A 25,431-nucleotide genomic window follows, 5' to 3' on the forward strand; every position below is an offset into this window, starting at 1 on the left:
AAATGGCCTTACCCTTTGTTACGCAGGCAACCGATCGAGCTGAGCACGCAGTTTTTCGAGCGTGCTCTGGAATTCCGCGACGCGCTTCTGCTCCTGTTCGACCACGGCCGGCGGCGCTTTCGCGACGAAAGCCTCGTTGCCGAGCTTTGCATTGCACTTCGTGATTTCGTTCGTCAGGCGCGTGATTTCCTTCGACAGGCGCTCGCGTTCGGCCGCGACGTCGATCTCGACCTTCAGCACCAGCTTGTTCGGCCCGACGATCGCGATCGGCGCGCCGTGCGCTTCCTTGTCGAGCGTCGCTTCGTCGGCGAGGATCTGCACTTCCGACAGGCGCGCGAGGGCCTGAACGTACGGCGCGAACGAGCGCAGGCGCTCGGCATCGCCGGCTGCGAGCAGCGGCACCTTGGTGGCCGGCGACAGGTTCATCTCGCCACGCAGGTTGCGGCACGCGTCGACGATCGCCTTCAGGTCGGCCGCCCACTGTTCGGACACCTCGTCGATCTTCTGCAGGTTCGCGATCGGGTACGCCTGCGTCATCAGCGACGCTTCGCCCTCGGCCTTGCCTTGCGGATAACGGCCCGCGAGCGGCGCGACCTTCTGCCAGAGCGCTTCGGTGATGAACGGGATGATCGGGTGCGCGAGGCGCAGCACCGTCTCGAGCACGCGCAGCAGCGTGCGGCGCGTCGCGCGCTGCTGTTCCGGCGTGCCGTTCTGGATCTGCACCTTCGCGAGTTCGAGATACCAGTCGCAGTACTCGTCCCACACGAACTTGTAGATGCTGCTGGCGATGTTGTCGAAGCGGTAATCGGCGAAACCCTTCGCGATGTCGGCCTCGGTGCGCTGCAGCAGCGACACGATCCAGCGGTCGGCCGCCGAGAAGTCGAGGTAGCCGCCCGGGCCGCAATCGCCCGCGCCGCAGACTTCCGGCTTGTCGCTGCCGCAGTCGTGGCCTTCGCAGTTCATCAGCACGAAGCGCGTGGCGTTCCACAGCTTGTTGCAGAAGTTGCGATAGCCTTCGCAGCGCGCGAGGTCGAAGTTCACGTTGCGGCCGAGCGTTGCCATCGACGCCATCGTGAAGCGCAGCGCGTCGGTGCCGAACGCGGCGATGCCGTCCGGGAATTCCTTGCGCGTCTTCTTCTCGATCGTCGCGGCCTGCTTAGGGTTCATCAGGCCCGTCGTGCGCTTCGCGACCAGCGTGTCGAGGTCGATGCCGTCGACGATGTCGATCGGGTCGAGCGTGTTGCCCTTGCTCTTCGACATCTTCTGGCCTTCCGCGTCGCGCACGAGGCCGTGCACGTAGACGGTGTGGAACGGCACCTTGCCCGTGAAGTGCGTGGTCATCATCACCATCCGGGCGACCCAGAAGAAGATGATGTCGAAGCCCGTGACGAGCACCGACGACGGCAGGAAGTGCTTCAGTTCAGGCGTTTCGTTCGGCCAGCCGAGCGACGAGAACGGCACGAGCGCCGACGAGAACCAGGTGTCGAGCACGTCTTCGTCGCGCTTCAGCGCACCCGTGTAGCCCTTCGCGGCAGCTTGCGCGCGCGCTTCTTCCTCGTTGCGCGCGACGAATACCTCGCCGTTCTCGCCATACCACGCGGGAATCTGGTGGCCCCACCACAGCTGGCGCGAGATGCACCAGTCCTGGATGTTCTCGAGCCACTGGTAGTAGGTGGTCGTCCAGTTTTCCGGGACGAACTTGATCTGGCCGCTGCGCACGACGTCGAGCGACGTTTCCGTGATCGACTTGCCCGGATTGAACGTGCCTTCCGGCGCCGGCTTCGTCATCGCGACGAACCACTGGTCGGTCAGCATCGGCTCGATCACGACGCCCGTGCGGTCGCCGCGCGGCACCATCAGCTTGTGCGGCTTCACCGAGTCGAGGAAACCTTCCGCGTCGAGGTCGGCGACGATCGCCTTGCGCGCGTCGAAGCGGTCGAGGCCGCGATACTGCTCGGGGCCGTTGTCGTTGATCTTCGCGTCGAGCGTCAGGATCTCGATCGGCGCGAGCTTGTGGCGCTGGCCGACCTGGTAGTCGTTGAAGTCGTGCGCGGGCGTGACCTTCACGACGCCCGTGCCGAACTCGCGGTCGACGTAGTCGTCGGCGATCACCGGGATCTCGCGGCCCGTCAGCGGCAGCGTGACGAGCTTGCCGATCAGGTGCGCGTAGCGCTCGTCTTCCGGATGGACCATCAGCGCGACGTCGCCGAGCATCGTTTCCGGGCGCGTCGTGGCCACGGTCAGCGAACCCGAGCCGTCGACGAGCGGGTAGCGGATGTGCCACAGGTGGCCGTTTTCCTCTTCGCTCACGACTTCGAGGTCCGATACGGCGGTCAGCAGCACCGGATCCCAGTTGACGAGCCGCTTGCCGCGGTAGATCAGGCCCTGTTCAAAGAGCGTGACGAACACGTCGCGCACGGCGGCCGACATCTTGTCGTCCATCGTGAAGTATTCGCGGGACCAGTCGGGCGATGCGCCGAGGCGGCGCACCTGGCCGGTGATCGTCGAACCCGATTTTTCCTTCCATTCCCACACGCGCTCGACGAACTTCTCGCGGCCGAGGTCGTGGCGCGACACGCCCTGCGCGTCGAGCTGGCGCTCGACGACGATCTGGGTCGCGATCCCCGCGTGGTCGGTGCCGGGCACCCACAGCGTGTTCTCGCCGAGCATCCGGTGGTAGCGGGTGAGGCCGTCCATGATCGTCTGGTTGAACGCGTGGCCCATGTGCAGCGTGCCCGTCACGTTCGGCGGCGGCAACTGGATCGAGAAATCGGGACGGGCCGGGTCGAAGGCCGGGGCCGCGTAGCCGCGCTTTTCCCACTCCGGCCCCCATTGGGACTCGATGGTGTGGGGCTCGAAGCTCTTCGCAAGCGTGTTGTCGCTCATGTTGGAAATCTGCCGAAAAATGCGTGAATTGGATGCCGAATCTGACAATTATAAATGGATGCACATCCACCAGCCATCGCCTTGCCGGCGCAGGCCCGTCGCGACGCCGCCGCGGCGCGCCCGTGACGGGCCGTCGAACGGATCGGGAACGGCATCGCGCGGCCGACTTATAATGTCGGGTCCGCATTTTTCTCGCCCGTTCGCTGCCGCTCCATGCCCGACCTGCTCGCCAATCTGAACCCCGAACAACTCGCCGCCGTCACGTTGCCGAACGAACCGGCGCTGATCCTCGCAGGGGCGGGCAGCGGCAAGACCCGCGTGCTGATCACCCGCATCGCGTGGCTGATCCAGCAGGGTTATGCGTCGCCGCCCACCGTGCTCGCCGTGACCTTCACGAACAAGGCCGCGCGCGAAATGATGGCGCGCCTGTCGGCGATGATGCCGATCGACACGCGCGGGATGTGGATCGGCACGTTCCACGGCCTGTGCAACCGGATGCTGCGCACGCACTGGCGCGACGCCGGCCTGCCGCAGACCTTCCAGATCCTCGATACGGCCGACCAGCTGTCCGCGATCAAGCGGCTGATGAAGGCGGCGAACGTCGACGACGAGAAGTACCCGCCGAAGAACGTCCAGTACTTCATCAACAACGCGAAGGAGCAGGGGCTGCGTCCCGACAAGGTCGACGCGTCCGACAACTTCAACCGCAAGTTCGTCGAGCTGTACCAGGCGTACGACCAGCAGTGCCAGCGCGAAGGCGTCGTCGATTTCCCCGAGCTGCTGCTGCGCTGCTACGAGCTGCTCGCGTACAACGCGCCGCTGCGCGCGCACTACCAGGCGCGCTTCCGGCACATCCTCGTCGACGAGTTCCAGGACACCAACAAGCTGCAGTACGCGTGGCTCAAGATGCTCGCGGGCGGCGAGAACGCGATCTTCGCGGTCGGCGACGACGACCAGTCGATCTACGCGTTCCGCGGCGCGAACGTCGGCAACATGCGCGACTTCGAAGACGAATTCCGCGTGCGCAACCTGATCAAGCTCGAGCAGAACTACCGGTCGCACGGCAACATCCTCGACGCGGCGAACCAGCTGATCTCGAACAACGCGCACCGCCTCGGCAAGAACCTGCGCACCGATGCGGGCCACGGCGAGCCCGTGCGCGTGTACGAAGCGAGCACCGACTCGCAGGAAGCCGGCTGGATCGTCGAGGAGATCCGCTCGCTGATCAACACCGGGATGGCGCGCAGCGAAGTGGCGGTTCTGTACCGCAGCAACGCGCAGTCGCGTTCGATCGAGCACACGCTGATGTCGTCGGGCATCCCGTATCGCGTGTACGGCGGCCTGCGATTCTTCGAGCGCCAGGAAGTGAAGCATGCGCTCGCGTACCTGCGCCTGATCGACAACCCGAACGACGACACCGCGTTCGTGCGCGTCGTGAACTTCCCGACCCGCGGCATCGGCGCGCGCTCGATCGAGCAGCTGGCCGACGCCGCGCGCCTGTACGGCTGCTCGATGGCCGCCGCGATTCCGTACGTGACGGGCAAGGCCGGCACGAGCCTCGGCGGGTTCGCGAACCTGGTCGCGAAGATGCGCGCCGACACGCAGCACATGAATCTGCCCGACACCGTCGAGCACATCGTGCGCGCCAGCGGCCTCGCCGATTTCTACCAGGGCGAGCGCGAAGGCCAGGACCGTCTCGAGAACTTGCAGGAACTCGTGAACGCGGCCACCGCGTTCATCGCCGAGGAAGGCTACGGGCTCGACACGCCGGCCCGTTCGATCCCGCTGCGCGCGGGCGCGATCGCGGCGCCCGAGCTCGGCACCGCGACGGACGATCCGGCGGTCGACGTGCTCGACCCGGTATCGCCCGCCGACCCGGCGCAGAACCCCGACACGATGACGCCGCTCGCCGGCTTCCTGTCGCATGCGTCGCTGGAGGCCGGCGACAACCAGGCGCAGGCCGGGCAGGACGCCGTGCAACTGATGACGGTGCACGCGGCGAAGGGGCTCGAATTCTCGGCCGTGTTCATCACGGGCCTCGAGGAAGGGCTGTTCCCGCACGAGAACAGCGTGCTCGAATCGGACGGCCTGGAGGAAGAGCGCCGGCTGATGTACGTCGCGATCACGCGTGCGAAGGAGCGGCTCTACCTGTCGTTCGCGCAGAGCCGGATGCTGCACGGCCAGACGCGCTACAACGTGCGTTCGCGCTTCTTCGACGAACTGCCCGAGCACGTGTTGAAGTGGCTGACGCCGAAGGTCGAGGCCGGGTCGCGCTGGGGCGGCCGGTCGGACAACGCCGGCTACGGTCGCGACTGGTTCGCGCGGCCGGGCGGCGGAAGTCGCGAGCAGATCGTCGACCCGGCCGTATCCGCGCCGCTGCCCGCGTTCGCGAACAAGCAGCGCGCGGCCGATGCCGGTTTCCGGGTCGGCCAGCAGGTGTTCCACACCAAGTTCGGCGAAGGCACGGTCACCGCGCTCGAAGGCAACGGCACCGATGCGAAGGCGCAGGTGAAATTCAAGCGGCACGGCGAGAAGTGGCTCGCGCTCGCGGTCGCGAAACTGCAGGCGGTGGAATGATGGGCATCGACATGGATGTGACGCTTGCGGCCCGCCCGCTCGGCATTCTGGCCGCGCTGCCCGAGGAACTCGGCGACCTGATCGCCGCGATGCGCGCCGACGGCGCGATGAAGACGGTCACGCTCGGTCGTCGCGATTATCACGTCGGTACCGTGCACGGCGCGGCCTGCGTCGTGACGCTCGCACGGGTCGGCAAGGTTGCGGCCGCCGCGACGGTCAGCGCGCTGATTCACGTGTTCGGCGTGGCGGGCGTCGTGTTCACCGGCGTGGCGGGCGGCGTGTCGCGCACGGTGCGGGTTGGCGATGTCGTCGTGGCCGATACGCTGCTGCAGCACGATCTCGATGCGTCGCCGCTCTTTCCGCGCTACGAGGTGCCGCTGCTCGGCATCACGCGTTTCGCGACCAGCGCGGCGCTTACCGCGAGCTTGCGGATGGCGTGCACGCAGTTCGTCGAGGAAGAGGGCGCGCAGTTTGCCGCGCGTTTCGGCCTGGCCGGTGCGACGCTGCATGCGGGGCTCATCATCAGCGGCGACCGCTTCGTGTCGAGCGAGCGCGAGGTCGTCGCGTTGCGCGATGCGCTGCCGGATGCGCTTGCGGTCGAGATGGAAGGCGCCGCGATCGCGCAGGTGTGCGCGGAGCACGACGTGCCGTTCGCGCTCGTGCGCACGATCTCCGATACGGCCGACGATCATGCGACGCAGTCGTTCTCGCACTTCCTGTCGGCGATCGCGAGCAGCTATTCGTCCGGCATCCTCAAGCGTTTCCTGGCGCTGCATGCGACGACGGCGGCCTGAGGCCGCCGTCGTTTTCTTCATTTCCTTCATTCGAGCCGTTTGACCGGCCGCGGCGCGCACGCCGCGGCCGGTTCGTCACGCCTGCTTGCGCCGGCTGCTTTCGAGGTTCGGCAGGAACACCGTCAGCACGCCGATCAGCGGCAGGAACGAGCACACCTTGTAGACGAACGGGATGCTCGTCGCGTCCGCGAGCTGGCCGAGCACGGCCGCGCCGACGCCGCCCAGGCCGAACGCGAAGCCGAAGAACAGGCCCGCGACCATCCCGACCTTGCCGGGCATCAGCTCCGTCGCATAGACGAGGATCGCGGCGAACGCCGATGCCAGCACGACGCCGATGATCACGGTCAGCACGCTGGTCCAGAACAGGTTCGCGTACGGCAGCAGCATCGTGAACGGCGCGACGCCGAGGATCGACACCCAGATCACGTACTTGCGGCCGATCCGGTCGCCCACGGGCCCGCCGATCAGCGTGCCGGCCGCCACCGCCGCGAGGAACACGAACAGGTGGATCTGCGCGGCCTGCACCGACAGGTGGAACTTGTCGATCAGGTAGAACGTGAAATAGCTGTTGATGCTCGCGAGGTAGAAGTACTTCGAGAACACGAGCAGCACCAGCACGCCGATCGCGCCCATCACACGGCCGCGCGACAGCGTCGGGTGGCCGGCCGCCGCGGCCTTCTTCTTCATCGACGGATGCTTTTTGTACCAGTGGCCGATCTGCGTGAGCACGATCATCGCGACGAGTGCGGCCGCCGAGAACCACGCGATGCTGTGCTGGCCGTGCGGAATGATCACGAGTGCGGCCAGCAGCGGCCCGAGCGCGGAACCCGCATTGCCGCCGACCTGGAACACCGACTGCGCGAGCCCGTGCTGGCCGCCCGACGCCATCCGCGCGACGCGTGACGATTCGGGGTGGAATACCGACGAACCGCAGCCGACGAGCGCTGCAGCCACCAGCAGCATCGGGAAATTCGGCGCGACCGACATCAGCAGCAGCCCCGCGAGCGTGAAGCCCATGCCGACCGGCAGCGAATACGGTTTCGGACGCTTGTCGGTATAGAGGCCGATGAGCGGCTGCAGCAGCGACGCGGTGATCTGGTAGGTGAGCGTGATCAGGCCGATCTGCGCGAACGACAGCGCGAACTGGCTCTTGAGCATCGGATAGATCGCGAGGATCAACGACTGGATCATGTCGTTGAGCATGTGCGAGAAGCTGATCGCACCGAGTACCGGGTACACGGTGCGGGCGACGGGCGGGGCGGATGGCTTGGCGGCGGCTGCGCCGGCGGAGCCGGTGTCGAGGCTGGTTTCCATGTGAGAGCTGAACGAGTTGAGGTGGCGGGCGCGCTCTGCTGGGGATCGGCGCGTCTTGAATCGTTGATGCGTCAAAGAAGTGTAATGTGGCGTATCGAGAATGTCCGGACAACTTTTATCGCAAATCGGACATTCATCTGATGGATCGCCAGGTGCGCGTTTTTTTGACCGGGTATAACGCTGGCGGCGCACCTGCCCGTCACGGGAGGGCGCGCCCGAGGCCGGTGCGTGGTTTCCCGGACTCAAGAAACGGCGGTGGCGGCCGTAGAACGACCCAATGACAAGACAACAGGCGCGCCGCGCCCGGCACCGGCTATCCGCCAGTGCGGGCGCAGGACGCGCGGCAAGGCCAGCCATCGCGGGAATGCCGGGACCGACCTTTCCGGCCGCGTGATCAATACGGGGATAGTTCGATGAAAGCAGCATCTTTGCATCCACGGCCCGGTGCGGCCGCCGCCGCACCCGACGTTGCCGCCGGCCGCGCCGCACGGCGCCCGCGCGCGGCACGTCGCGAGCGCCGGCCGTGGACCGTCAAGGCGACGTTGCGCGCCGCATTCGCGATCCTGCTCGCCGGCACGCTGGCGATCGGCGTGTTTTCGCTCTGGCAGATCAGCCGGCTGAACGCGTCGATCGCGTCGGTCTACGAGCAGGGCCACGTCGCGAGCCGCGCGGCCGAGGAGGTCCGGGCCGAAGTGCTGCGCGCGAGCCGTGCCCAGAAGATGCTGCTGACTGCGACCACCGCGAAGGAGCGCGACGAACTGGGCGCCGACGTGGGCGCGGGGCTCGCGTCGATCGGCCAGGCGCTCGGCACGCTGCGGCGCTACGCGGATCCGGCCGATGCCGACGATTCGGCGCGGCTGCGCGCCTTCTCGACGGCGGTCGGTACGTGGAGCGCGCATCTGCGCGATTTCGTCGAACTCGTGCGTGCGCAACCGCTCGACCTGTCGCAGATGAACTGGCAGGTCGGCACGCAGGACGTGTCGCTGCTGGTCGAAACCGGCAAGCTCGAGAAACTCGTCGCCGAACTCGTGAAGACGCGCGGTGCGAAATCGAAGGCGACGCTCGATGCGTCCGCCACCATTTTCTCGTCGTCGTTCGCGATGATCGCGGCGATGACGGTTGCGCTGATCGTGCTCGCGATCGTGATCGCCGAGCGCGTCGTGCGCCGTCTCGCGTCGCAGCTCGGCGGCGAGCCCGCGCACGCGAAGGCGATCGCCGCGGACATCGCGCGCGGCGACCTGACGCGACCGATCACGCTGGGCCGGCACGACCGGGACAGCATGGTGCGTGCACTGGCCGAGATGCAGACGGGGCTCGCGGCGACCGTCGGCGAGATCGCCGTCAGCGCCGAGGCGATCGCGGCGGCGTCGGGCGAGATCTCCACCGGCAATCTCGACCTGTCGAAGCGCACCGAGCAGCAGGCCGTCGCGCTCGAGCGCACCGCGGCCAGCATGGAGCAGCTCACGTCGACGGTACGCCAGAACGCCGAGAACGCGCGGCAGGCGAGTGCGCTCGCGGCCAATGCGTCGGCCGTCGCGGAGACGGGCGGGGAGGTCGTCGGGCGTGTGGTGGCGACGATGAGCGAGATCGACGACAGCGCGAAGAACATCCGCGACATCATCGGCACGATCGAGGGCATCGCGTTCCAGACCAACATTCTTGCGTTGAATGCGGCGGTCGAGGCCGCGCGCGCCGGCGAACAGGGGCGTGGCTTCTCGGTGGTCGCGGGCGAGGTGCGGCTGCTCGCGCAGCGCTCGGCGACCGCGGCGAAGGAGATTCGCGAGTTGATCGGTGCGTCGGTCGAGCGCGTCGCGAACGGTGCGACGCTTGCGCACGACGCGGGCCGCACCATGGGCGACGTCGTGCGGGCAGTGAAGCGCGTGACCGACATCATCGGCGAGATTTCCGCGGCATCCGACGAGCAGAGCGCCGGCATCGACGAAATCGGCCGTGCGGTCACGCAGATGGACGCCGGCACGCAGCAGAATGCGGCGCTCGTCGAACAGGCGGCCGCGGCCGCGAATGCGCTCGACGAGCAGGCTCAGGCGCTGAAGTCGCTGGTCGGGCGTTTCCGCATCGCCGCGTAACCGCGCCCGGCCATCCGGCGTTTACGACTTCTTCTGCTTGTCCGGATCGATGATGACCGTGCAGGTCGTGCCCGCCGACAGCACCACGTCGGCCGGCACGTTGTCGATCTTGATGCGCACCGGCACGCGCTGCGCGAGGCGCACCCAGTTGAAGGTCGGGTTCACGTCCGCGACGAGGTCGCGGCTTTGCGGGTTGTCGCGATCGTAGATGCCGCGCGAAATGCTTTCGACGTGGCCCTTCATCACGCCGCCGCTCATCAGCCGCATCTCGGCCGGCGCGCCGATCTTCACGCGCGGCAGCTTGGTTTCCTCGAAGTAGCCGTAGACCCAGAACGAATGGCTGTCGACGATCGCGAGCTTCGCCTGGCCGGCCACCGCATAGTTGCCCTTGAACGTCTGCAGGTTCGTGATGTAGCCGTCGACCGGCGCGACGACACGCGTGCGCTCGAGGTTGAGCTTCGCGGCATCGAGTGCGGCGATCGCCTGCTGGTACTGCGCATCGGCGCTCGACGCACTATGCGCGGCGTTCTCGCGGTTTTCCTTCGACACGACGAGCGCATCGAGATCCGCGCGGCGGGCCGCGTCGTCGCGGCGCATCTGCAGTTCCGCGCGGCGGGCGGCGACGGCCGCCTGCGCCTGCTCGACCGCGATCTGGTAGTGCGACGGGTCGATCTGCATGATCAGGTCGCCTTTCTTGACGAGCTGGTTGTCATGCACGGGCAGCTCGACGATCGCGCCCGATACGTCCGGCGCGACGTTGACGATCTCGGCGCGCACGCGCCCGTCGCGCGTCCACGGATCGTCCATGTAGTGCACCCACAGCGAGCGCCCGATCAGAATCGCGACGAGAAGAATGACGGCGGTCGCGACGAAGCCGAAGAGTTTTCTGAGAATCATGATGGTTCGGAATCAACGATAAACGGCGAGACTCAGTCCGCCGCAAATGCAGACGAGAAGGCAGGCCCGGAACAGCGACGGGTGCCAGACGAGACGGTAGAGGCCCGTGTAGGCGAGCAGGCGGTCGACGGCCCAGGTCGCGAGCGCGCCGAGGACGAACATCAGCACCACCGTGGGCATGTAGGCATCGAGAATGGCGATTTCACGCGGCATCATGACGAGGCTCCTGGTTGGGGACGCACGGGGCGGTTGCGGTTGAGCGCGGCGAGCGGCGATTCGGGATCGAGCAGCGCCGTGCGCACGAAATGCAGGTGGCTCAGGATCCGCTGCAGCCGGTGGCGCTCCTCGCGCGTCGGCGTGAACGCGTCGAGTGTCTGCCGGGTCGCGTCGATCGCATCGTTGACCGCGGCGAGCGTGGCGTCGAAGCGTTCGGCGTCCGGCCGCGTGAACAGCGACGACAGCGCGGCGCGCATCGTCTCGATCGCGCGTCGCCACGGCGTCGTCGGCGCGTAGCGCGGCTCGGGCGGCAGCGACGCCAGCTCGTGGCGCAGGTCGATGGCCGCGTTGCCGGTTTCGAGCACCGCGAACATCCAGCGCAGCGCATCGCGCTGCACGTCGGGCTGGTCGGCCGACAGCGTGTGCGCCTGGTACATCAGGTCGCGCGCGCCGCTCTCGAAGCGCGTGCGCAATCCGGCGAGCCGTGCATGGCAGGCCGCGACGGCCTGGTGGCGCAGGTCGGCGAACAGGCGCTTCTTGAGCCATGGCGCGGTCGGCGGGAACAGCACCGCGAACGCGATCGCCGATACCAGCATCGACAGCAGCAGCGCGAGCGCGTCGTTCATGAAGCTCATCGGGTCGTAGTGCGTGATGCTGTCCGGGCCGGCGAGGAAGCAGAAGAAGATCAGGTAGCCCATCCCGTAGCCTGCGAGCTTCGGCTTCAGCGTCATGTAGATGCCGATCGCGAGCAACGGCGCGAGCGCCGCGCACAGCAGCCAGAAGCCGTCGATCCGCGGGTAGATGCCGAACGTCAGCAGGAAGCCGGTACAAACGGCCAGCGCCGTGCCCATCCCCATCTGTGCCGCCATCGCGGTCGGGCGCGGCGCCGACGACGCGAGTGCGCAGGTCGCCGCGGCGTTCAGCACCAGCATCACGCCGCTCGGCCACGCGGTCTCGATCCAGAACCAGCCCAGCGCGAGAATCACCGTCGCGGTGCGGATCCCCGCGATCATGGCGGCCGTCCGGTTGGTGCGCGGCTCGTAGCGCTCGATCCAGCGTTCGCGCTCGTGCGTCGCGGTCGCGAGCGACGCATAGGTCGCCGCGTATTCCTGCAGGTCGGTGATGAAGCGGTACAGCAGCTCGGCGGCCGTGTCGAAGTCGAGCAGCGGGAAGCCGGGCTGCGTTTCGAGTTCCGCGCGCGTCGCGCGAATGCGGCGCGGCAGCGCATCGCGCCACGCGAGCAGTTGCTCGGCCGAGTGCGCGGCGTCGATCGACGTGCGCACGGGTTCGCCGTGGCGCGTGAGCAGCGGCGCGATTTCGCGGAAATACGGTTCGATCGCATCGATCGCGGCCTGCGCACCGGCCGCGTGCAGCCGGTTCATCAACTGGTGCAGCGCGTGAAAGCGGCTCGACGCGCTCATGAACTCGCTGTTCAGCCGCGCGAGCCGGCCGCTGCGCATGCGCGTGTCCGGATTCTCGAACACGGCCATGCTGCGCGCGGCCTCGAAGCCGACCACGTCGGCGACGAAGCGCGTGTGGATGGTCTCGATGTGCGCGCGGTCGAGCTGGCCCGACAGTGCCGACGCGACGTAATCCACGAAGCTGCCGAAGCGCTTGCGCACCGTCGTGCGCATCTGCTCGCCCGTGTACTGCGGAAACACGAGCGCGCTGACGACACCGGCCGACACGATCCCGATGATGACTTCCGAGACGCGCGTCATCGCGCTCATGAATGCCCCGTCCGGGTGCTGCGACGCGGGCAGGCCGATCAGCGCGGTCGTATAGCCGGCGAGCAGGAAGCCGTAGCTGCGGAAGTTGCGATTGCGCGCGGCGCCCGCGGTGCACAGCGCGATCCAGATGGCGATCGCCAGCAGGAACAGCTGCGGCTGCTGCGGGAACAGCCCGACGAACGCGAGCGTCGCGATGAGCCCGAAGATCGTGCCGGCGACCCGGTAGAAGCTCTTCGCGAGCACGGCGCCGCTTTGCGGCTGCATCACGATGAAGACGGTCGTCATCGCCGTCTTCGGTGCCGGCAGGTCGAGCCGCATCGACACGCCGAGCGCGATGAAGGCCGCGAGCAGCGCCTTGAACAGGTAGAGCCACGCGGCGCCGTCGGTGCGGGCCCAGTCGCCGAACGCGGCGGCCCAGGCCGCGAACGGGCCGCCGGCGGGTGTGGAAGCGGGGGAGGAGGCTGACATGGCGTCGCTCCGCGTTACCGTGCGGCCGGCACGCCGGACGCACCGGCGGCGGCCACTTGCGCGGGCCGGGCGACGGCTGCCGCGGGCTTCGCGCCCGACGCGGCGGCAGGCGCGGCTGCGCCGGCGGCGGATTCGTCATGTGGCACGTCGATACCCGTCTCGACGCCACCGCCGAGCGCGGCCATCAACTGCGCGTGCGCGGCGAGGCGTTCCGCATCGATGCGGGCGGCCGTCTCCTGCGCGCGCAGCAACTGCTGCTGCGCAACCAGCACGTTCACGTAGTCGGTCAGCCCGCGGCGGAAGCCTTCGCGCGACAGCTGGTAGCTGCGGTCGTTGGCGGCCACCGAGCGTGCGGCGTCCTTTTTCTGCGTATCGAGCGAACGGATCCGCACGACCTGGTCGGCGATGTCCTTGAGCGCGCCGACGATCGTCTGGTTGTAGCGCTCGACCGCCTGGTCGTAGCCGGCGTTCGCCGCGCCGAGCTGCGCGCGCAGCCGGCCGCCTTCGAAGATCGGCAGCGACAGCGCGGGGCCGGCTGTCCAGCCGCCGTTCATCGCGCGCAGGAAGTCGGTGAACGGCGCGGTCACGCCGAAGCCGCCGACCGTCGCGAGCAGGTCGATGTTCGGGTAGAACGACGCCTTCGCGACATCGATGCCGCGCGCCTGCGCGTCGACCGTCCAGCGTGCCGCGACGACGTCGGGGCGGCGGCCGAGCAGGTCGGCCGGCATCGCCGACGGCAGGCCGGCCGGGGCGTCGAGCGACAGCTGCGGCCGCTTGATCGCATCGCCCGCGCCGGGGCCCTTGCCGGCCAGCGCGGCGAGCTGATGCCGCGCGAGCTGGATCGCTTCCTCATAGCTGTCGATCTGGCGCTCGTAATCGGGCAGCGTCGATTCCGCCTGGCTCACTTCGAGCTGCGTGCCGAGGCCGGCCTGCAGCCGCTTGCGCGCGAGATCGGCGAGCGAGCGCTGGCGTTCGAACGTTTCGTGCGCGAGGTCGAGCAGCGCGTAGTTCATCGACATGCCGACGTACGCACGCACGACGTTGACTTCGAGCTCGAGCTTGGCCGCACGCGCGTCGGCGGCGGTCGCATGCGCGGTGTCGAGCGCGCGCTCGGTCGCGTTCTTGTCCTTGCCCCACAGGTCGAGGTGATACGAGAGGCCGAGCGTGCCGGTGTTGTTCCAGGTATCGGCGTTCGCGAGCGGGCCGGGGCCGTAATACACGTTGTCCGGCCAGTGCTCGCGCATCAGCGACAGGTTGCCGTTGATCTGCGGCAGCTCGGCGGAGCGGGCCACGCGCGCCATTGCCTGCGCTTCGCGCACGCGGGCCTCGGCGGCCGCGAGCGTCGGGTTGCCGGCCTGGGCGTCGGCGATCCAGGCGTCGAGCTGCGGATCGCGGTAGGCGCGCCACCAGTCGGCCGTCGGCCAGCCCGCGTCACGGTCGGCCCCGCGGATCGCGGCGCCGGCGTCGAGCGCGTTCGCGTCGATGCGGGCCGACTGCGGCTTGTTGTCGCCCATGCTCGCGCATCCGGCCATTATTAATGAGACTGCAAGAACCGCCAGTGCGAGCGTCCCTTTTGTCGCCGGAGACTGCACGATTTTCTCCCTTTCGGATATAGATGAGTCGGATGCGATTATATTTTTCAGTGATTCCTGAATAAATGGACAAGGGTGCAAGTCATTTTTACGAATCCTGAGACAATACTTGTTCGCCTCTGTGCAACAATCCGTCCGGATTCAAACGGGTAATGGGATGGATACGTTACAAAACATGCGGGTATTCGTCCGCGTGGTCGACGCGGGTAGCTTTACCGCGGCCGCCCAGCAGATGAATTCGACCACCGCCTATGCGTCGCGCGCGGTCTCGGATCTCGAGGCACACCTGCGCACGCGTCTCCTGAACCGCACGACGCGCCGGATCGCGCTGACCGAGGCCGGCGAGCGTTATCTGCAGCGCTGTGAACAGATCCTCGCGTACGTCGACCAGGCCGAAGCCGAGGCGGGCGACGCGCATGCGCGCCCGTCGGGCAAGCTGAAGGTTCATTGCTTCACGAGCCTCGGCCAGCACTATCTGGTGCCGGCCATCGCGCGCTATCGCGAGCGCTATCCGGACGTGCATGTCGAGCTGACACTCGCACAGCGGATGCCGGACCTGCTCGACGAGGGGTATGACGTCGCGATCGTCGTCGGCCGCGATCTGCCTGATTCGGGGCTGGTGTCGCAGCGGCTCGGCGTGAGCTACAGCGTCGTGTGCGCATCGCCCGGGTACGTCGAGTCGCACGGCGTGCCGCAGCGGCCGGCCGACCTCGCGCAGCACGTGTGCCTCGGGATGATCGCGCCGGGCTTTCACTTCGACGAATGGGCGCTGTCGGGCCCGAACGGCGACGAGGTCGTGCCGGTCACGGCGCCGCCGTTTCGCGTGAACGTCGCCGAGGCGCTCGCGGTGGCCGTGCGGGAAGGGATGGGGATCGGCGGTCTGCCGCTCTATTCGGCGATCGGCTGGCTGCGCAGCGGGCACATCGTGCGTGTGATGCCCGAATACCGGTCGCACGTGATGAACATCTACGCGCTGTATCCGTCGCGCCAGTACCTCGACGCGAAAATTCGCACCTGGGTCGATTTCCTGCGCGACGAACTGCCGGCCACGCTCGCCGCCGACGAAGCCGCGCTCGAGCAGTACACGCGTGCGACATGACAGCGCGGTTGACCGCAATCTGACGAGATTTGTCCTTCACGCAACATTTTTTTACGAACGCGTGTCAGACAGTTTGATACTGTGGGAATTAACGAGATACGCAACCCCGGAGCAGCAATGGATACGCACCTGATGATCGGCCTTGGAGTCCTGCTGGGCGCGGCCGCGGCCGCCGCGGCGACCCGCGACCTGCTGCGCGCGATGAAGGCGAAGGCGCAGATGAAGCCGGTACCGGTGCGGGTGCGCGAGCAACGCCGTCCCGGCCGCTGATCCGGCCGTCCCGCTCCGGGTCGAAAAAGGGCCGCGCAACGCGGCCGCGCGGGCCGGCGTTCAGCCGAGCTCGACGACCTTGTCCCACGCGAACGCGGTATTTTCCAGTTCGCCGGTGCGCCGGTGGATGTAGCCGCGCGGGTTGCACACCACGCGTGTGCCGCCGTCCGCCACATAGTCGAATGACGTATGCGTGTGGCCGTGGAGCCACAGATCGACCGGCGGCTGCACGAGTTCCGCCATGTCCGTCACGAATCCCGCCGACGCAAGATCTTCCGCGTAGCGCGCCGCCAGCGAGCGCCGGTGCGGCGCATGGTGGGTGACGACGATCGTTTGGCCCGCGAACGGTGTCGCGAGCTGCGCTTCGAGCCACGCGCGGCTGCGTCGATGCAGCGCGATCGCGTCCGCCGGCGAGAAATCCCGCTCCGGCGTGCCCGGCGCGACGTGCAGTGCCGCGTCATGCGGCCAGGTCACCTGGATCAATCCCTTGAAATCGAGCATCACGCGCAGCCCGGCCTCGATCGAGCCGGCCATGCTGGCTTCGTCGTTGCCGAACAGCGAAAAATCGGCCCAGAGCGTCGTGCCGAGCACGCGGACGCGCTGCCCGGGATCGACGTAGACGTCGTTGTTCAGGTAATGCACGTTGTCGAGCGCCTGCGCCGCATCGCGCATCGCCGTCTCCAGCGCGCCGAATTCCCCGTCGTAGTACTCGTGGTTGCCGGGCACGTAGATCACCGGCACCGCTGGATCGAACGTTTCGGCGGCCCAGCGCAGGCCTTCCGCGTGATTGTGGATGTCGCCGGCGAGCACGACGAGGTCCGCGTCGGCATGCGGGATCGCGTCGGGCAGGTTGCTTTCGAGATGCAGGTCGGACAGGACGCGGACTTTCACGGGCGGGGCTCCGGAGTGGACGGCTTCAGCGCAGGACCTTGCCGGGATTCATCAGGCCGCGCGGGTCGAGCGCGGTCTTCAGCGTGCGCATCAGCGCCGTTTCGACCGGCGACTTGTAACGCTGCGCGTCGTCGATCTTCAACTGGCCGATGCCGTGCTCCGCGCTGATCGTGCCGTGGTGGCGATGCACGTTGTCGTAGACGATCCGGTTGATCGGCGCCTGGAACGCAGCCAGGAACGCTTTCGGGTCGCCGCCTTCGGGCATCTGCACGTTGTAGTGGAGATTGCCGTCGCCGAGGTGGCCGAACGTGACCATCCGAGCGCCCGGCGCGGCTTGCTGGATCGCCGCGTCGGTCTCGTCGATAAAGCGCGCGATCGACGAAATCGGCACCGCGATGTCGTGCTTGATGTTGAGCCCTTCGTCGGCCTGCGCGAGCGGGATGTGCTCGCGCAGATCCCAGAACGCGCGCGACTGCGCGAGATTCTCCGCGACCACCGCGTCGACCACGAGCCCGGCCTCGAATGCTTCTTCCATCAGTTTCTCGAACAGCGCGCGCGCATGCGCTTCGCTTTCGTTGTCGGACAGCTCCAGCAGCACCGTCTGCGCATGCGTCTGCGCGAACGGGTAGCGCAATTGCGGGTAGTGCTTGCCGACGAGCTGCATGCAGAAGTCCGACATCAGCTCGAAGCCGGTCAGCAGCGGTCCGGCCGCGCGTTGCGCGAGCGCGAGGAAATCGAGCGCCGCGTGCGGCGATTCGAGCGCGGCGAGCGCGGTGACCTGCGCGGCCGGCAGCGGATGAAGCTTCATCACGGCCGCCGTGATGATGCCGAGCGTGCCCTCCGCACCGATGAACAGGTCGCGCAGGTCGTAGCCCGTGTTGTCCTTGCGCAGTCCGCGCAGCCCGTCCCAGATCTCGCCCTGCGGCGTCACGACCTCGAGCCCGAGACACAGCTCGCGCGCGTTGCCGTAGCGCAGCACCGCGGTGCCGCCTGCATTGGTCGACAGGTTGCCGCCGATCGTGCAACTGCCTTCCGCCGCGAGGCTCAGCGCGAACAGCCGGCCGCCTTCGCGGGCGCGCGCCTGCACGTCGGCGAGGATCACGCCGGCTTCGACGGTGATCGTGTTGTTGTGCGCGTCGAGCGCACGCACGCGGTTCAGGCGCGCGACGCTCAGCACGGCCTGGCTGCCGCTCGGATCGGGCGTGGCGCCGCCGGCCAGGCCGGTGTTGCCGCCTTGCGGCACGAGCGCGATGCCGTGTGCGTTGGCCAGCCTGACGAGCGCGGCGACTTCGGCCGTGTTCGCGGGCTTCAGCACCGCGCATGCGGCGCCCTTGTAGCGGCGGCGCCAGTCGGTCAGGAACGGCTCGGTATCGTGCGGGTCGGTCAGCACGTGGTCGGCGCCGATCGCGTCGCGGCACGCGGAAACGAAAGCTTCGGAGGACATCATTACCTTGTCGCTTAGGGGTCAGGACGCGGCGCGCGACTTTTTCGCCGCGCGCTTGAACGGCGCGACGTACGCCAGCGCCGCCACGAAGAAGGCGACGGCGAGCGCGGTCTCGCACCAGCCGAGCGTCGCGGACAGCCCGCGATCGGACATGCCGCGCACGACGCCTTCGGCGAAATAGACGAGTATCAGCATGCTCGCCCACTGCATCGTATAGATGTTACGCCGCCAGACGCCCGGCAGCGCGAGCGCGAGCGGGATGGCCTTGAGCATCAGCGCGGAGCCGCCCGGACGCAGCGGCGCGAGCCACAGCTCCCACGCGAGCGACAGCGCGATCAGCGCGACGAGGCACGCGGTGGCGACCAGCGCGTAGCGCGGCCGGGCCGCGACGGCGGGGCGGGCGGGGGCGTTCATGCGGCCTCGGCCGCCTGGGCGCTGGAGAGGGCGGCCGCCGCGCGCGCGAGTCGCACGCCGAGCGCGGCCGCGAGCGCCTTTTCGTCCGCCGACAGCCCGGCGGCGGCCGAGCGATCGTGCTGCGCGACGTGCGATGCGCCGTACGGCGTGCCGCCGGTGCGCGTCGTGCTGAGTGCGGACTCCGTGTACGGAATCCCGACGATCATCATCCCGTGATGAAGCAGCGGCAGCATCATCGACAGCAACGTCGATTCCTGGCCGCCGTGCAGGCTGCCCGTCGACGTGAACACGCAGGCCGGCTTGCCGGTCAGCGCACCCGACAGCCATTGCGGTGTGGTGCCGTCGAGGAAATACTTGAGCGAGGCGGCCATGTTGCCGAAGCGGGTCGGCGAGCCGAGCGCGAGGCCCGCGCATTCCTCGAGATCGCGCAGTTCCGCGTACGGCGGGCCGTCGGCGGGGATGTCGGGGGCGGTGGCTTCGCAGACGGCCGACACGGGCGGCACGGTGCGAATGCGGGCCTGCATGCCCGGCACGCTGTCGATGCCGTTCGCGATTGCGAGCGCGAGATCGCGCGTGGCGCCGTGACGGCTGTAATAGAGGACGAGGATGTCTTTCATGGGCGACGGAGCCGCGTGCGGCCGCGCGCGTGCCCGGTGCAGTCGGCCCCAGCTGGAATCGAGCGGCTATTATAGGGGCTGAAGCCGTCGCGCAGCGCGGCGGCGGCGCGCCGTCGGGCGCGCGGCATCAAGAAGGAGAAGCCGTTTGCCGAAGTTGAGCGTCGATCTCGACACCATCAAGCGCCTCGCGCAGTTCGCGGCCCGGCGCAGCGCCGAGGATCGCATCCCGCAAGTGGCGGGCAGCCTGACGTTCACGACGATGCTGGCGCTCGTGCCGCTCGTGACGGTCGCGTTCGCGCTGTTCACCGCGTTCCCGATGTTCGCGTCGTTCCAGATCTCGCTGCAGGGTTTCCTCGCGGATCACCTGATGCCCGCGCAATTCAACGTCCAGATCTTCAAGTACCTGAACCAGTTCGCGTCGAAGGCGAAGGGGCTGACTACGGCCGGCCTGATCGTGCTCGTCGTCACGTCGGTGATGACGATGATGACGATCGAATCGGCCTTCAACCTGATCTGGCGGGTGCGCAAGCCGCGGCCTTTCGCGCAGCGCGTGCTCGCGTACTGGGCGCTGATCACGCTCGGCCCGCTGCTGTTCGGTGTGAGCCTGTCGATCTCGTCATACCTGTTCACGCAGTCGCTGGCGTTTACCGGCGCCGCACCGTCCACGTCGATCGTCGAGTGGCTGCTCGCACTCGTATCGCTGCCGTTGACGGTGCTCGCGTTCACGTTGCTGTACGTGTACCTGCCGAACTGCACGGTTGCGTGGCGCGACGCGGTGATCGGCGGGCTGTTCGCGGCCGTCGCGTTCGAGCTCGCGAAGCGCGGCTTCGGCTATTACGTTCGTCGCATTCCGACCTATACGGCCGTCTATGGCGCGTTCGCGGCGCTGCCGGTGTTCCTGTTATGGGTGTACCTGAGCTGGTTCATCGCGCTGCTCGGCGCGATGGTGGCTTCCGCGCTGCCGGCGATTCGCGTCGGCCAGTTCCACCGCATCCACTATCCGGGCAGCGACCTGCTCGACGCGCTGGAAATGCTCGCGCGGCTGGCCGAAGCGCGCACGGCCGGCAAGCGCGGCTACACGGGGATGCGGCTCGCGACCATGCTGCGCTGCGACATGGAAACCGCGCAGCGCCTGCTGACGACGATGGAGGAGCGGGAATGGATTGCGCGGCTGGACGGTGGCGGCGAGACCACGCCGCGCTACATTCTGCTCGCGAACCCGGAGCAACTGACGCTTGCGCAGCTATTCGACGTGCTGGTGATCGACCGCACGGAACTGACCTACCAGCTGCAGCGGCGCCGCAGCCATGTCGACGGCGCGGCGCTGCTTGCGGTGCTGTCGAGCGACCGCTTCGACGTATCGCTCGCGACGCTGATCGCCGCGCACCGGCTGGCCGGCGCACAGCCGGCGGGCGCCCCCGGGCAGGCGCCAGGCGGCGTGTCCGATCCGCATGCACGTCCGCCGCGGCCCGCGTGAGCGGGGCGCTCGGGCGCGTTATAACGGGATCTTTCCCGTACAGATATCCTTGAACATCACCCAGTCGCCCATCAGGCTGTAGATCGGGTGCCGGAACGTGGCCGGGCGGTTCTTCTCGAAGAAGAAGTGTCCGACCCACGCGAACCCGTAGCCGCAGACGATCGCTGCCGGCAGCCACAGCCAGTCGCCGGTGGCGATCGCCATCGCGACGCAGCCGATCACGCCGAGCGAGCCGATGAAGTGCAGCCGCCGCGACGTCCGGTTCTGGTGTTCATTCAGGTAATACGGGTAGAAATCGGCGAAGCTGGCGAATTGCTCCGAATGCGTATGCGCCATGGACGTCTCCTCTGGCCGCTGTTCATGGGGCCATTGTGCTGCCGGCAGTCCGCTTCCGCAAGCGGGGTCGGCCCGCTGCGCGGGCCCGAGCTTTCCTTTTGACAGGCTTTCCGATACGATCGAAAGAGGTTTTGCATTCAAGCATGAGGGGACTACGATGCGCGTCAGCGATATTCTGAAAGTGAAGGGCAACACGCTGTTTACGGTGACGCCCGATAAGCCGCTGCGCGAAGCGGTCGATACGATGGCCGAACACGACATCGGTTCGCTCGTCGTGATGGAGTACGGCGATCTCGTCGGGATGCTGACGTTCCGCGAGATCATCCTGCGTCTGCACGTGAACGGCGGCGCGATCGGCGACGTGCAGGTGCGCAAGGTGATGGACGAGCCGCTCACGTGCACGCCGGAAACGGACGTCAACGAAGTGCGCCGGATGATGCTCGAGCGCCATGCGCGCTACATGCCGGTGCTCGACAAGAAGGTGCTGATGGGCGTCATTTCGTTCTACGACGTCGCGAAGACGGTCGTCGAGGCGCAGAGCTTCGAGAACCGGATGCTGAAGGCATACATTCGCGACTGGCCGGAATCGGAATCGGAAGCCGAAGCGCACAAGTCGTGAACCACGCCGCGCCCGCCGCCGTCACGCGCGGGCGCCGCCACCCGGCACGCGGCGGCGCAGGCTTGTCCTGCGCCGCCGTTTTTTCAATGACCACACGAGGCCCGCGCAGCGCTGCCCAGACGGCGCGCGCGTATTCCGCATGAGCGATCAAACGCAAGCCGCTTCCAGGCGGCGTGACGAACGGCGCGCGCACGCGTCGCAGTTCGACCTGCTGCGCGAGCGTCGTTTCGCGCCGTTCTTCACGACACAGTTCCTCGGCGCGCTGAACGACAACGTCTTCAAGATCGGCTTCACGTCGCTCGTCACCTATCACACCGCGCGATTCTCCGGCGTCGATGCGAAGACGGCGGCCTTCCTGATTTCCGCGATCTTCATCCTGCCGTTCGTGCTGTTCTCGGCAACGTCCGGCCAGATCGCCGACAAGTACGACAAGGCGACCCTCACGCGTTTCGTGAAGACCTTCGAGATCGTGCTGATGCTGGTCGGCGCGGCCGGCTTCGTCACGCACAGCGCGCCGCTGCTGTATCTGTGCACGTTCATGATGGGGATGCACTCGACGCTGTTCGGGCCCGTCAAGTATTCGTATCTGCCGCAGCATCTCGGCGAGCACGAGCTGGTCGGCGGCAACGGTCTCGTCGAGATGGGCACGTTCATCGCGATCCTGATCGGCACGATCATCGGCGGCGCGGCCGCGGGCATCGAGGGCAACGGCGAGCGCGTGCTCGCGGTGAGCGTCGTCGTCATCGCGTTCGCGGGGCGGTTCGTCGCGCAGCGCGTGCCGTCCACGCCCGCGCCGCAGCCCGATCTCGTGATCAACTGGAACCCGGTCAGCGAGACCTGGCGCAACCTCGGGCTCGCCCGGCAGAACCGCACCGTGTTCCTGAGCCTGCTCGGCATCTCGTGGCTGTGGTTCGTCGGCGCGACGTTCCTCACTTCGTTCTTCAATTTCGCGAAGGACGTGCTGTCCGCAAGCCCCGATGTCGTCACGATCCTGCTCGCGACGTTCTCGGTCGGCATCGGTCTCGGCTCGCTGTTGTGCGAACGGCTGTCGCAGCGGCGCGTCGAGATCGGCCTCGTGCCGCTCGGCTCGATCGGCATCAGCGTATTTGCGATCGAGCTGTATTTTGCGAGTCATGCACTGCCTTCGCCCGGCCATCTGCTGTCGGTCGGCGAGTTCCTGGCCGGTGCGCGCCACTGGCGCATCCTGGCGGACCTGTTCCTGCTCGCGATGTTCGGCGGGTTCTACAGCGTGCCGCTGTACGCACTGATCCAGAGCCGCAGCGCGCCGACGCACCGTGCGCGGATCATCGCTGCGAACAACATCCTGAACGCGCTGTTCATGATCCTGTCGGCCGTGATGGCGATGGGGCTGACCAAGGCCGGCGTCGACATCCCGGGGCTGTTCCTCGTCACCGCGCTGCTGAACGTGATCGTCGCCGCGTATATCTATCTGCTCGTGCCCGAGTTCCTGCTGCGCTTCGTCGCATGGGTGCTCGTGCACACGTTCTACCGGATTCGCCTCGTGCACGCGGAGCGGATTCCGGCGGAAGGGGCGGCCGTGCTCGTGTGCAACCACGTCAGCTACGTCGATGCGCTCGTGCTGGCCGCGGCGAGCCCGCGCCCGATCCGTTTCGTGATGGACCACCGGATCTTCAAGACGCGCTTCGCGAGCTGGGTGTTCCGGCATGCGAAGGCGATCCCGATCGCGCCGCGCCACGAGGATCCCGCGATGCTCGCGCGTGCATATGACGCATGCGAGGCTGCGCTGAAGGAAGGCGAACTCGTGTGCATCTTCCCGGAAGGCAAGCTGACGAAGACGGGCGACATCAACACGTTCCACCACGGCATCACGGAGATCCTGGGGCGCACGCCGGCACCGGTGATCCCGATGGCGCTGCGCGGGCTGTGGGGCAGCTATTTTTCGCGGCATTCCGATGCGCGGATGCCGCGGCCCATCAAGCGCGGCGTGATGAGCCGGCTGACGCTGGCGGTCGGCGAGCCGATCCCGGCGTCGGTCGCGACGCCCGAGGCGCTGCAGGCCGCGGTGACCGAATTGCGCGGCGCGCGAAAGTAGGCGTGGCGGGCCCGGCGGCATTGCCCCGGGCCGCAATGACCGCCGTGAACCGGCCCGTTCAACCGGAACGACGCGGGGCCGCAATCGTCGCCGCGAGCCGTTCCCCTGGCCGGCCGGTGTGGTCCGAACGGTTCACACGGCCCGCGTGCCCGGGACGGCTGGCATAATAGCGGCTTACCTCTTTTTCTCGACCGGCAAACGATCGACCTGCCTGCGGCCTGGGGCGGCGCATCGGTTTGCCCATTTCTCTTTGGGCGGTTCCATCATGTCCGGCAATACCCTCGGCACGCTTTTCACTGTCACGACCTTCGGCGAATCGCACGGTCCCGCGATCGGCTGCGTGATCGACGGCTGCCCGCCGGGAATGGGGCTGACCGAAGCCGACATCCAGGTCGAGCTCGATCGCCGCAAGCCCGGCACGTCGCGTCACGTGACGCAACGTCAGGAGGCCGACGAGGTCGAGATCCTGTCGGGCGTGTTCGAAGGCGTGACGACCGGTACGCCGATCGCGCTGCTGATCCGCAACACCGATCAGCGCAGCAAGGACTACGGCAACATCGTCGAAACCTTCCGTCCCGGCCACGCCGATTACACCTACTGGCAGAAATACGGCATCCGCGACTACCGTGGTGGCGGCCGTTCGTCCGCGCGCCTGACCGCGCCGATCGTCGGCGCGGGTGCGGTCGCGAAGAAGTGGCTGCGCGAGCGCTTCGGCGTCGAGGTGCGCGGCTACATGAGCGGCCTCGGCGAGATCGACGTGCCGTTCGTCGACTGGTCGCACGTGCACGAGAATCCGTTCTTCTCGCCGAATGCGGCGGTCGTGCCGGAACTCGAGGCGTACATGGATGCGCTGCGCAAGGATGGCGATTCGATCGGCGCGCGCATCGATGTCGTCGCGTCGGGCGTGCCGGTCGGCTGGGGCGAGCCCGTATTCGACCGTCTCGATGCCGACATCGCCAAGGCGATGATGAGCATCAACGCGGTGAAGGGCGTCGAGATCGGCGCGGGCTTCGACAGCGTCGCGCAGCGCGGCTCGGTGCATGGCGATGAGCTGACGCCGGCCGGCTTCGTCGGCAACCATGCGGGTGGCGTGCTCGGCGGGATTTCGACGGGGCAGGACATCACCGTGTCGATCGCGATCAAGCCGACGTCGAGCATCCGCACGCCGCGCCGCTCGATCACGAAGGCCGGCGAGGAAGCGACGGTGGAAACGTTCGGCCGTCACGATCCGTGTGTCGGCATTCGCGCGACGCCGATCGCCGAGTCGATGCTCGCGCTGGTGCTGATCGATCATGCGCTGCGCCATCGCGCGCAATGCGGGGACGTCGAGACGCCGACACCGAAGATCGCGGGCAGCGCGACCTGACGCAAGCGGGCGGGGTGCTGCGCGTCTCGCCCGGCCGTTGCGCGGAGCATGCAAAACGGGGCGCTGCTAGAAGCAGCGCCCCGTTTCGTTTGCGGCAGCCGAAACACGCACCGCTCGTGGCGGCGCGTTCCGGCAATTACATGTTCGGGTAATTCGGCCCGCCGCCGCCTTCCGGCGTGACCCACACGATGTTCTGCGTCGGGTCCTTGATGTCGCAGGTCTTGCAGTGCACGCAGTTCTGCGCGTTGATCACCAGGCGGTCG

Annotated in this window: 21 protein-coding genes; 9 read left to right on the top strand and 12 right to left on the bottom strand. The window is 67.6% G+C overall.

Going from position 1 to position 25,431, the window contains the following annotated elements; genetic code table 11:
- Positions 1-18: 18 nt before the first annotated feature.
- A complete protein-coding gene (locus tag C5O79_RS11770) occupies positions 19-2,886 on the bottom strand; it encodes a valine--tRNA ligase (RefSeq protein ID WP_039347350.1) in 2,868 nt (955 codons plus the stop codon).
- A 213-nt stretch (positions 2,887-3,099) separates the two neighbouring features.
- Here C5O79_RS11770 and C5O79_RS11780 point away from each other — a divergent pair, with 213 nt between their 5' ends.
- A complete protein-coding gene (locus C5O79_RS11780) occupies positions 3,100-5,463 on the top strand; it encodes a UvrD-helicase domain-containing protein (RefSeq protein WP_039347348.1) in 2,364 nt (787 codons plus the stop codon).
- Positions 5,460-6,257, top strand: a complete 798-nt coding sequence (locus C5O79_RS11785) for a 5'-methylthioadenosine/adenosylhomocysteine nucleosidase (protein WP_122473831.1) — start codon at positions 5,460-5,462, stop codon at positions 6,255-6,257. The genes C5O79_RS11780 and C5O79_RS11785 overlap by 4 nt, the downstream gene beginning before the upstream one ends.
- Positions 6,258-6,332: 75 nt before the next feature.
- Here the strand turns inward: C5O79_RS11785 and C5O79_RS11790 are convergent, their stop codons facing one another.
- The gene (locus tag C5O79_RS11790) at positions 6,333-7,571 is read right to left on the bottom strand and encodes an MFS transporter (RefSeq protein ID WP_046545464.1); all 1,239 of its coding nucleotides are present in this window, start codon (positions 7,569-7,571) and stop codon (positions 6,333-6,335) included.
- Between the two features lie 413 nt (positions 7,572-7,984).
- On the opposite strand from C5O79_RS11790, the gene C5O79_RS11795 reads away from it, so the two are divergent.
- Positions 7,985-9,658, top strand: coding sequence for a methyl-accepting chemotaxis protein (locus tag C5O79_RS11795; RefSeq protein WP_131931379.1), 1,674 nt, complete (start codon positions 7,985-7,987; stop codon positions 9,656-9,658).
- 21 nt (positions 9,659-9,679) lie between these two features.
- Here the strand turns inward: C5O79_RS11795 and C5O79_RS11800 are convergent, their stop codons facing one another.
- Genes C5O79_RS11800 through C5O79_RS11815 form a run of 4 tightly spaced genes read right to left on the bottom strand, consistent with a single transcriptional unit; the run spans position 9,680 to position 14,561 of the window.
- Entirely contained in the window at positions 9,680-10,555 is an 876-nt protein-coding gene (locus tag C5O79_RS11800; RefSeq protein WP_122473832.1) for an HlyD family secretion protein, read from the bottom strand.
- Positions 10,556-10,567: 12 nt separating this feature from the next.
- Complete coding sequence (locus tag C5O79_RS11805; protein ID WP_011351756.1) at positions 10,568-10,771, bottom strand: DUF1656 domain-containing protein; 204 nt, start codon at positions 10,769-10,771, stop codon at positions 10,568-10,570.
- Positions 10,768-12,969: an FUSC family protein gene (locus C5O79_RS11810; protein ID WP_122473833.1), complete on the bottom strand. Its 2,202-nt coding sequence runs from the start codon at positions 12,967-12,969 to the stop codon at positions 10,768-10,770. Before C5O79_RS11810 ends, C5O79_RS11805 begins: the two co-directional genes overlap by 4 nt.
- A 14-nt stretch (positions 12,970-12,983) precedes the next feature.
- Positions 12,984-14,561: an efflux transporter outer membrane subunit gene (locus C5O79_RS11815; protein ID WP_081421071.1), complete on the bottom strand. Its 1,578-nt coding sequence runs from the start codon at positions 14,559-14,561 to the stop codon at positions 12,984-12,986.
- Positions 14,562-14,718: 157 nt separating this feature from the next.
- On the opposite strand from C5O79_RS11815, the gene C5O79_RS11825 reads away from it, so the two are divergent.
- Complete coding sequence (locus C5O79_RS11825) at positions 14,719-15,660, top strand: LysR family transcriptional regulator (protein ID WP_039347327.1); 942 nt, start codon at positions 14,719-14,721, stop codon at positions 15,658-15,660.
- Positions 15,661-15,777: 117 nt separating this feature from the next.
- A complete protein-coding gene (locus C5O79_RS38095) occupies positions 15,778-15,930 on the top strand; it encodes a hypothetical protein (protein WP_163008969.1) in 153 nt (50 codons plus the stop codon).
- Positions 15,931-15,990: 60 nt separating this feature from the next.
- Here C5O79_RS38095 and C5O79_RS11830 read toward each other — a convergent pair whose 3' ends face one another.
- The 4 genes from C5O79_RS11830 to wrbA are packed head-to-tail and all read right to left on the bottom strand — an operon-like array spanning position 15,991 to position 19,296.
- Positions 15,991-16,821 carry a metallophosphoesterase gene (locus C5O79_RS11830; RefSeq protein ID WP_046545468.1) on the bottom strand — a complete coding sequence of 277 codons (831 nt, stop codon included), beginning with the start codon at positions 16,819-16,821 and terminating at the stop codon, positions 15,991-15,993.
- Positions 16,822-16,846: 25 nt separating this feature from the next.
- The gene (locus C5O79_RS11835) at positions 16,847-18,268 is read right to left on the bottom strand and encodes an FAD-binding oxidoreductase (protein WP_122473834.1); all 1,422 of its coding nucleotides are present in this window, start codon (positions 18,266-18,268) and stop codon (positions 16,847-16,849) included.
- Between the two features lie 18 nt (positions 18,269-18,286).
- Positions 18,287-18,679 (bottom strand): DUF2069 domain-containing protein, encoded by a 393-nt coding sequence (locus tag C5O79_RS11840; RefSeq protein WP_039347320.1) that lies wholly within the window; start codon positions 18,677-18,679, stop codon positions 18,287-18,289.
- Complete coding sequence (gene wrbA / locus C5O79_RS11845; protein WP_039347318.1) at positions 18,676-19,296, bottom strand: NAD(P)H:quinone oxidoreductase; 621 nt, start codon at positions 19,294-19,296, stop codon at positions 18,676-18,678. Before wrbA ends, C5O79_RS11840 begins: the two co-directional genes overlap by 4 nt.
- 145 nt (positions 19,297-19,441) lie before the next feature.
- Between wrbA and C5O79_RS11850 the strand changes: the two genes are divergently transcribed.
- Positions 19,442-20,773: a YihY family inner membrane protein gene (locus C5O79_RS11850; RefSeq protein ID WP_046545470.1), complete on the top strand. Its 1,332-nt coding sequence runs from the start codon at positions 19,442-19,444 to the stop codon at positions 20,771-20,773.
- A gap of 18 nt (positions 20,774-20,791) precedes the next feature.
- Here the strand turns inward: C5O79_RS11850 and C5O79_RS11855 are convergent, their stop codons facing one another.
- The gene (locus C5O79_RS11855) at positions 20,792-21,109 is read right to left on the bottom strand and encodes an Mpo1-like protein (protein ID WP_039347312.1); all 318 of its coding nucleotides are present in this window, start codon (positions 21,107-21,109) and stop codon (positions 20,792-20,794) included.
- A gap of 157 nt (positions 21,110-21,266) precedes the next feature.
- Between C5O79_RS11855 and C5O79_RS11860 the strand changes: the two genes are divergently transcribed.
- The 3 genes from C5O79_RS11860 (at position 21,267) to aroC (ending at position 25,168) form a co-directional block, all read left to right on the top strand.
- Positions 21,267-21,728 (top strand): CBS domain-containing protein, encoded by a 462-nt coding sequence (locus C5O79_RS11860; RefSeq protein WP_057924282.1) that lies wholly within the window; start codon positions 21,267-21,269, stop codon positions 21,726-21,728.
- A gap of 139 nt (positions 21,729-21,867) precedes the next feature.
- Positions 21,868-23,802: an MFS transporter gene (locus C5O79_RS11865; RefSeq protein ID WP_046545471.1), complete on the top strand. Its 1,935-nt coding sequence runs from the start codon at positions 21,868-21,870 to the stop codon at positions 23,800-23,802.
- 265 nt (positions 23,803-24,067) lie between these two features.
- Positions 24,068-25,168, top strand: a complete 1,101-nt coding sequence (gene aroC, locus C5O79_RS11870) for a chorismate synthase (RefSeq protein WP_047850354.1) — start codon at positions 24,068-24,070, stop codon at positions 25,166-25,168.
- 136 nt (positions 25,169-25,304) lie between these two features.
- Here aroC and C5O79_RS11875 read toward each other — a convergent pair.
- The coding region (locus C5O79_RS11875) for a 4Fe-4S dicluster domain-containing protein (RefSeq protein WP_131931286.1) at positions 25,305-25,431 on the bottom strand (127 nt) is incomplete at its 5' end.

Source organism: Burkholderia sp. SRS-25 (genome assembly GCF_004343765.1).
In the GTDB taxonomy this organism is placed as follows: domain Bacteria; phylum Pseudomonadota; class Gammaproteobacteria; order Burkholderiales; family Burkholderiaceae; genus Burkholderia; species Burkholderia contaminans.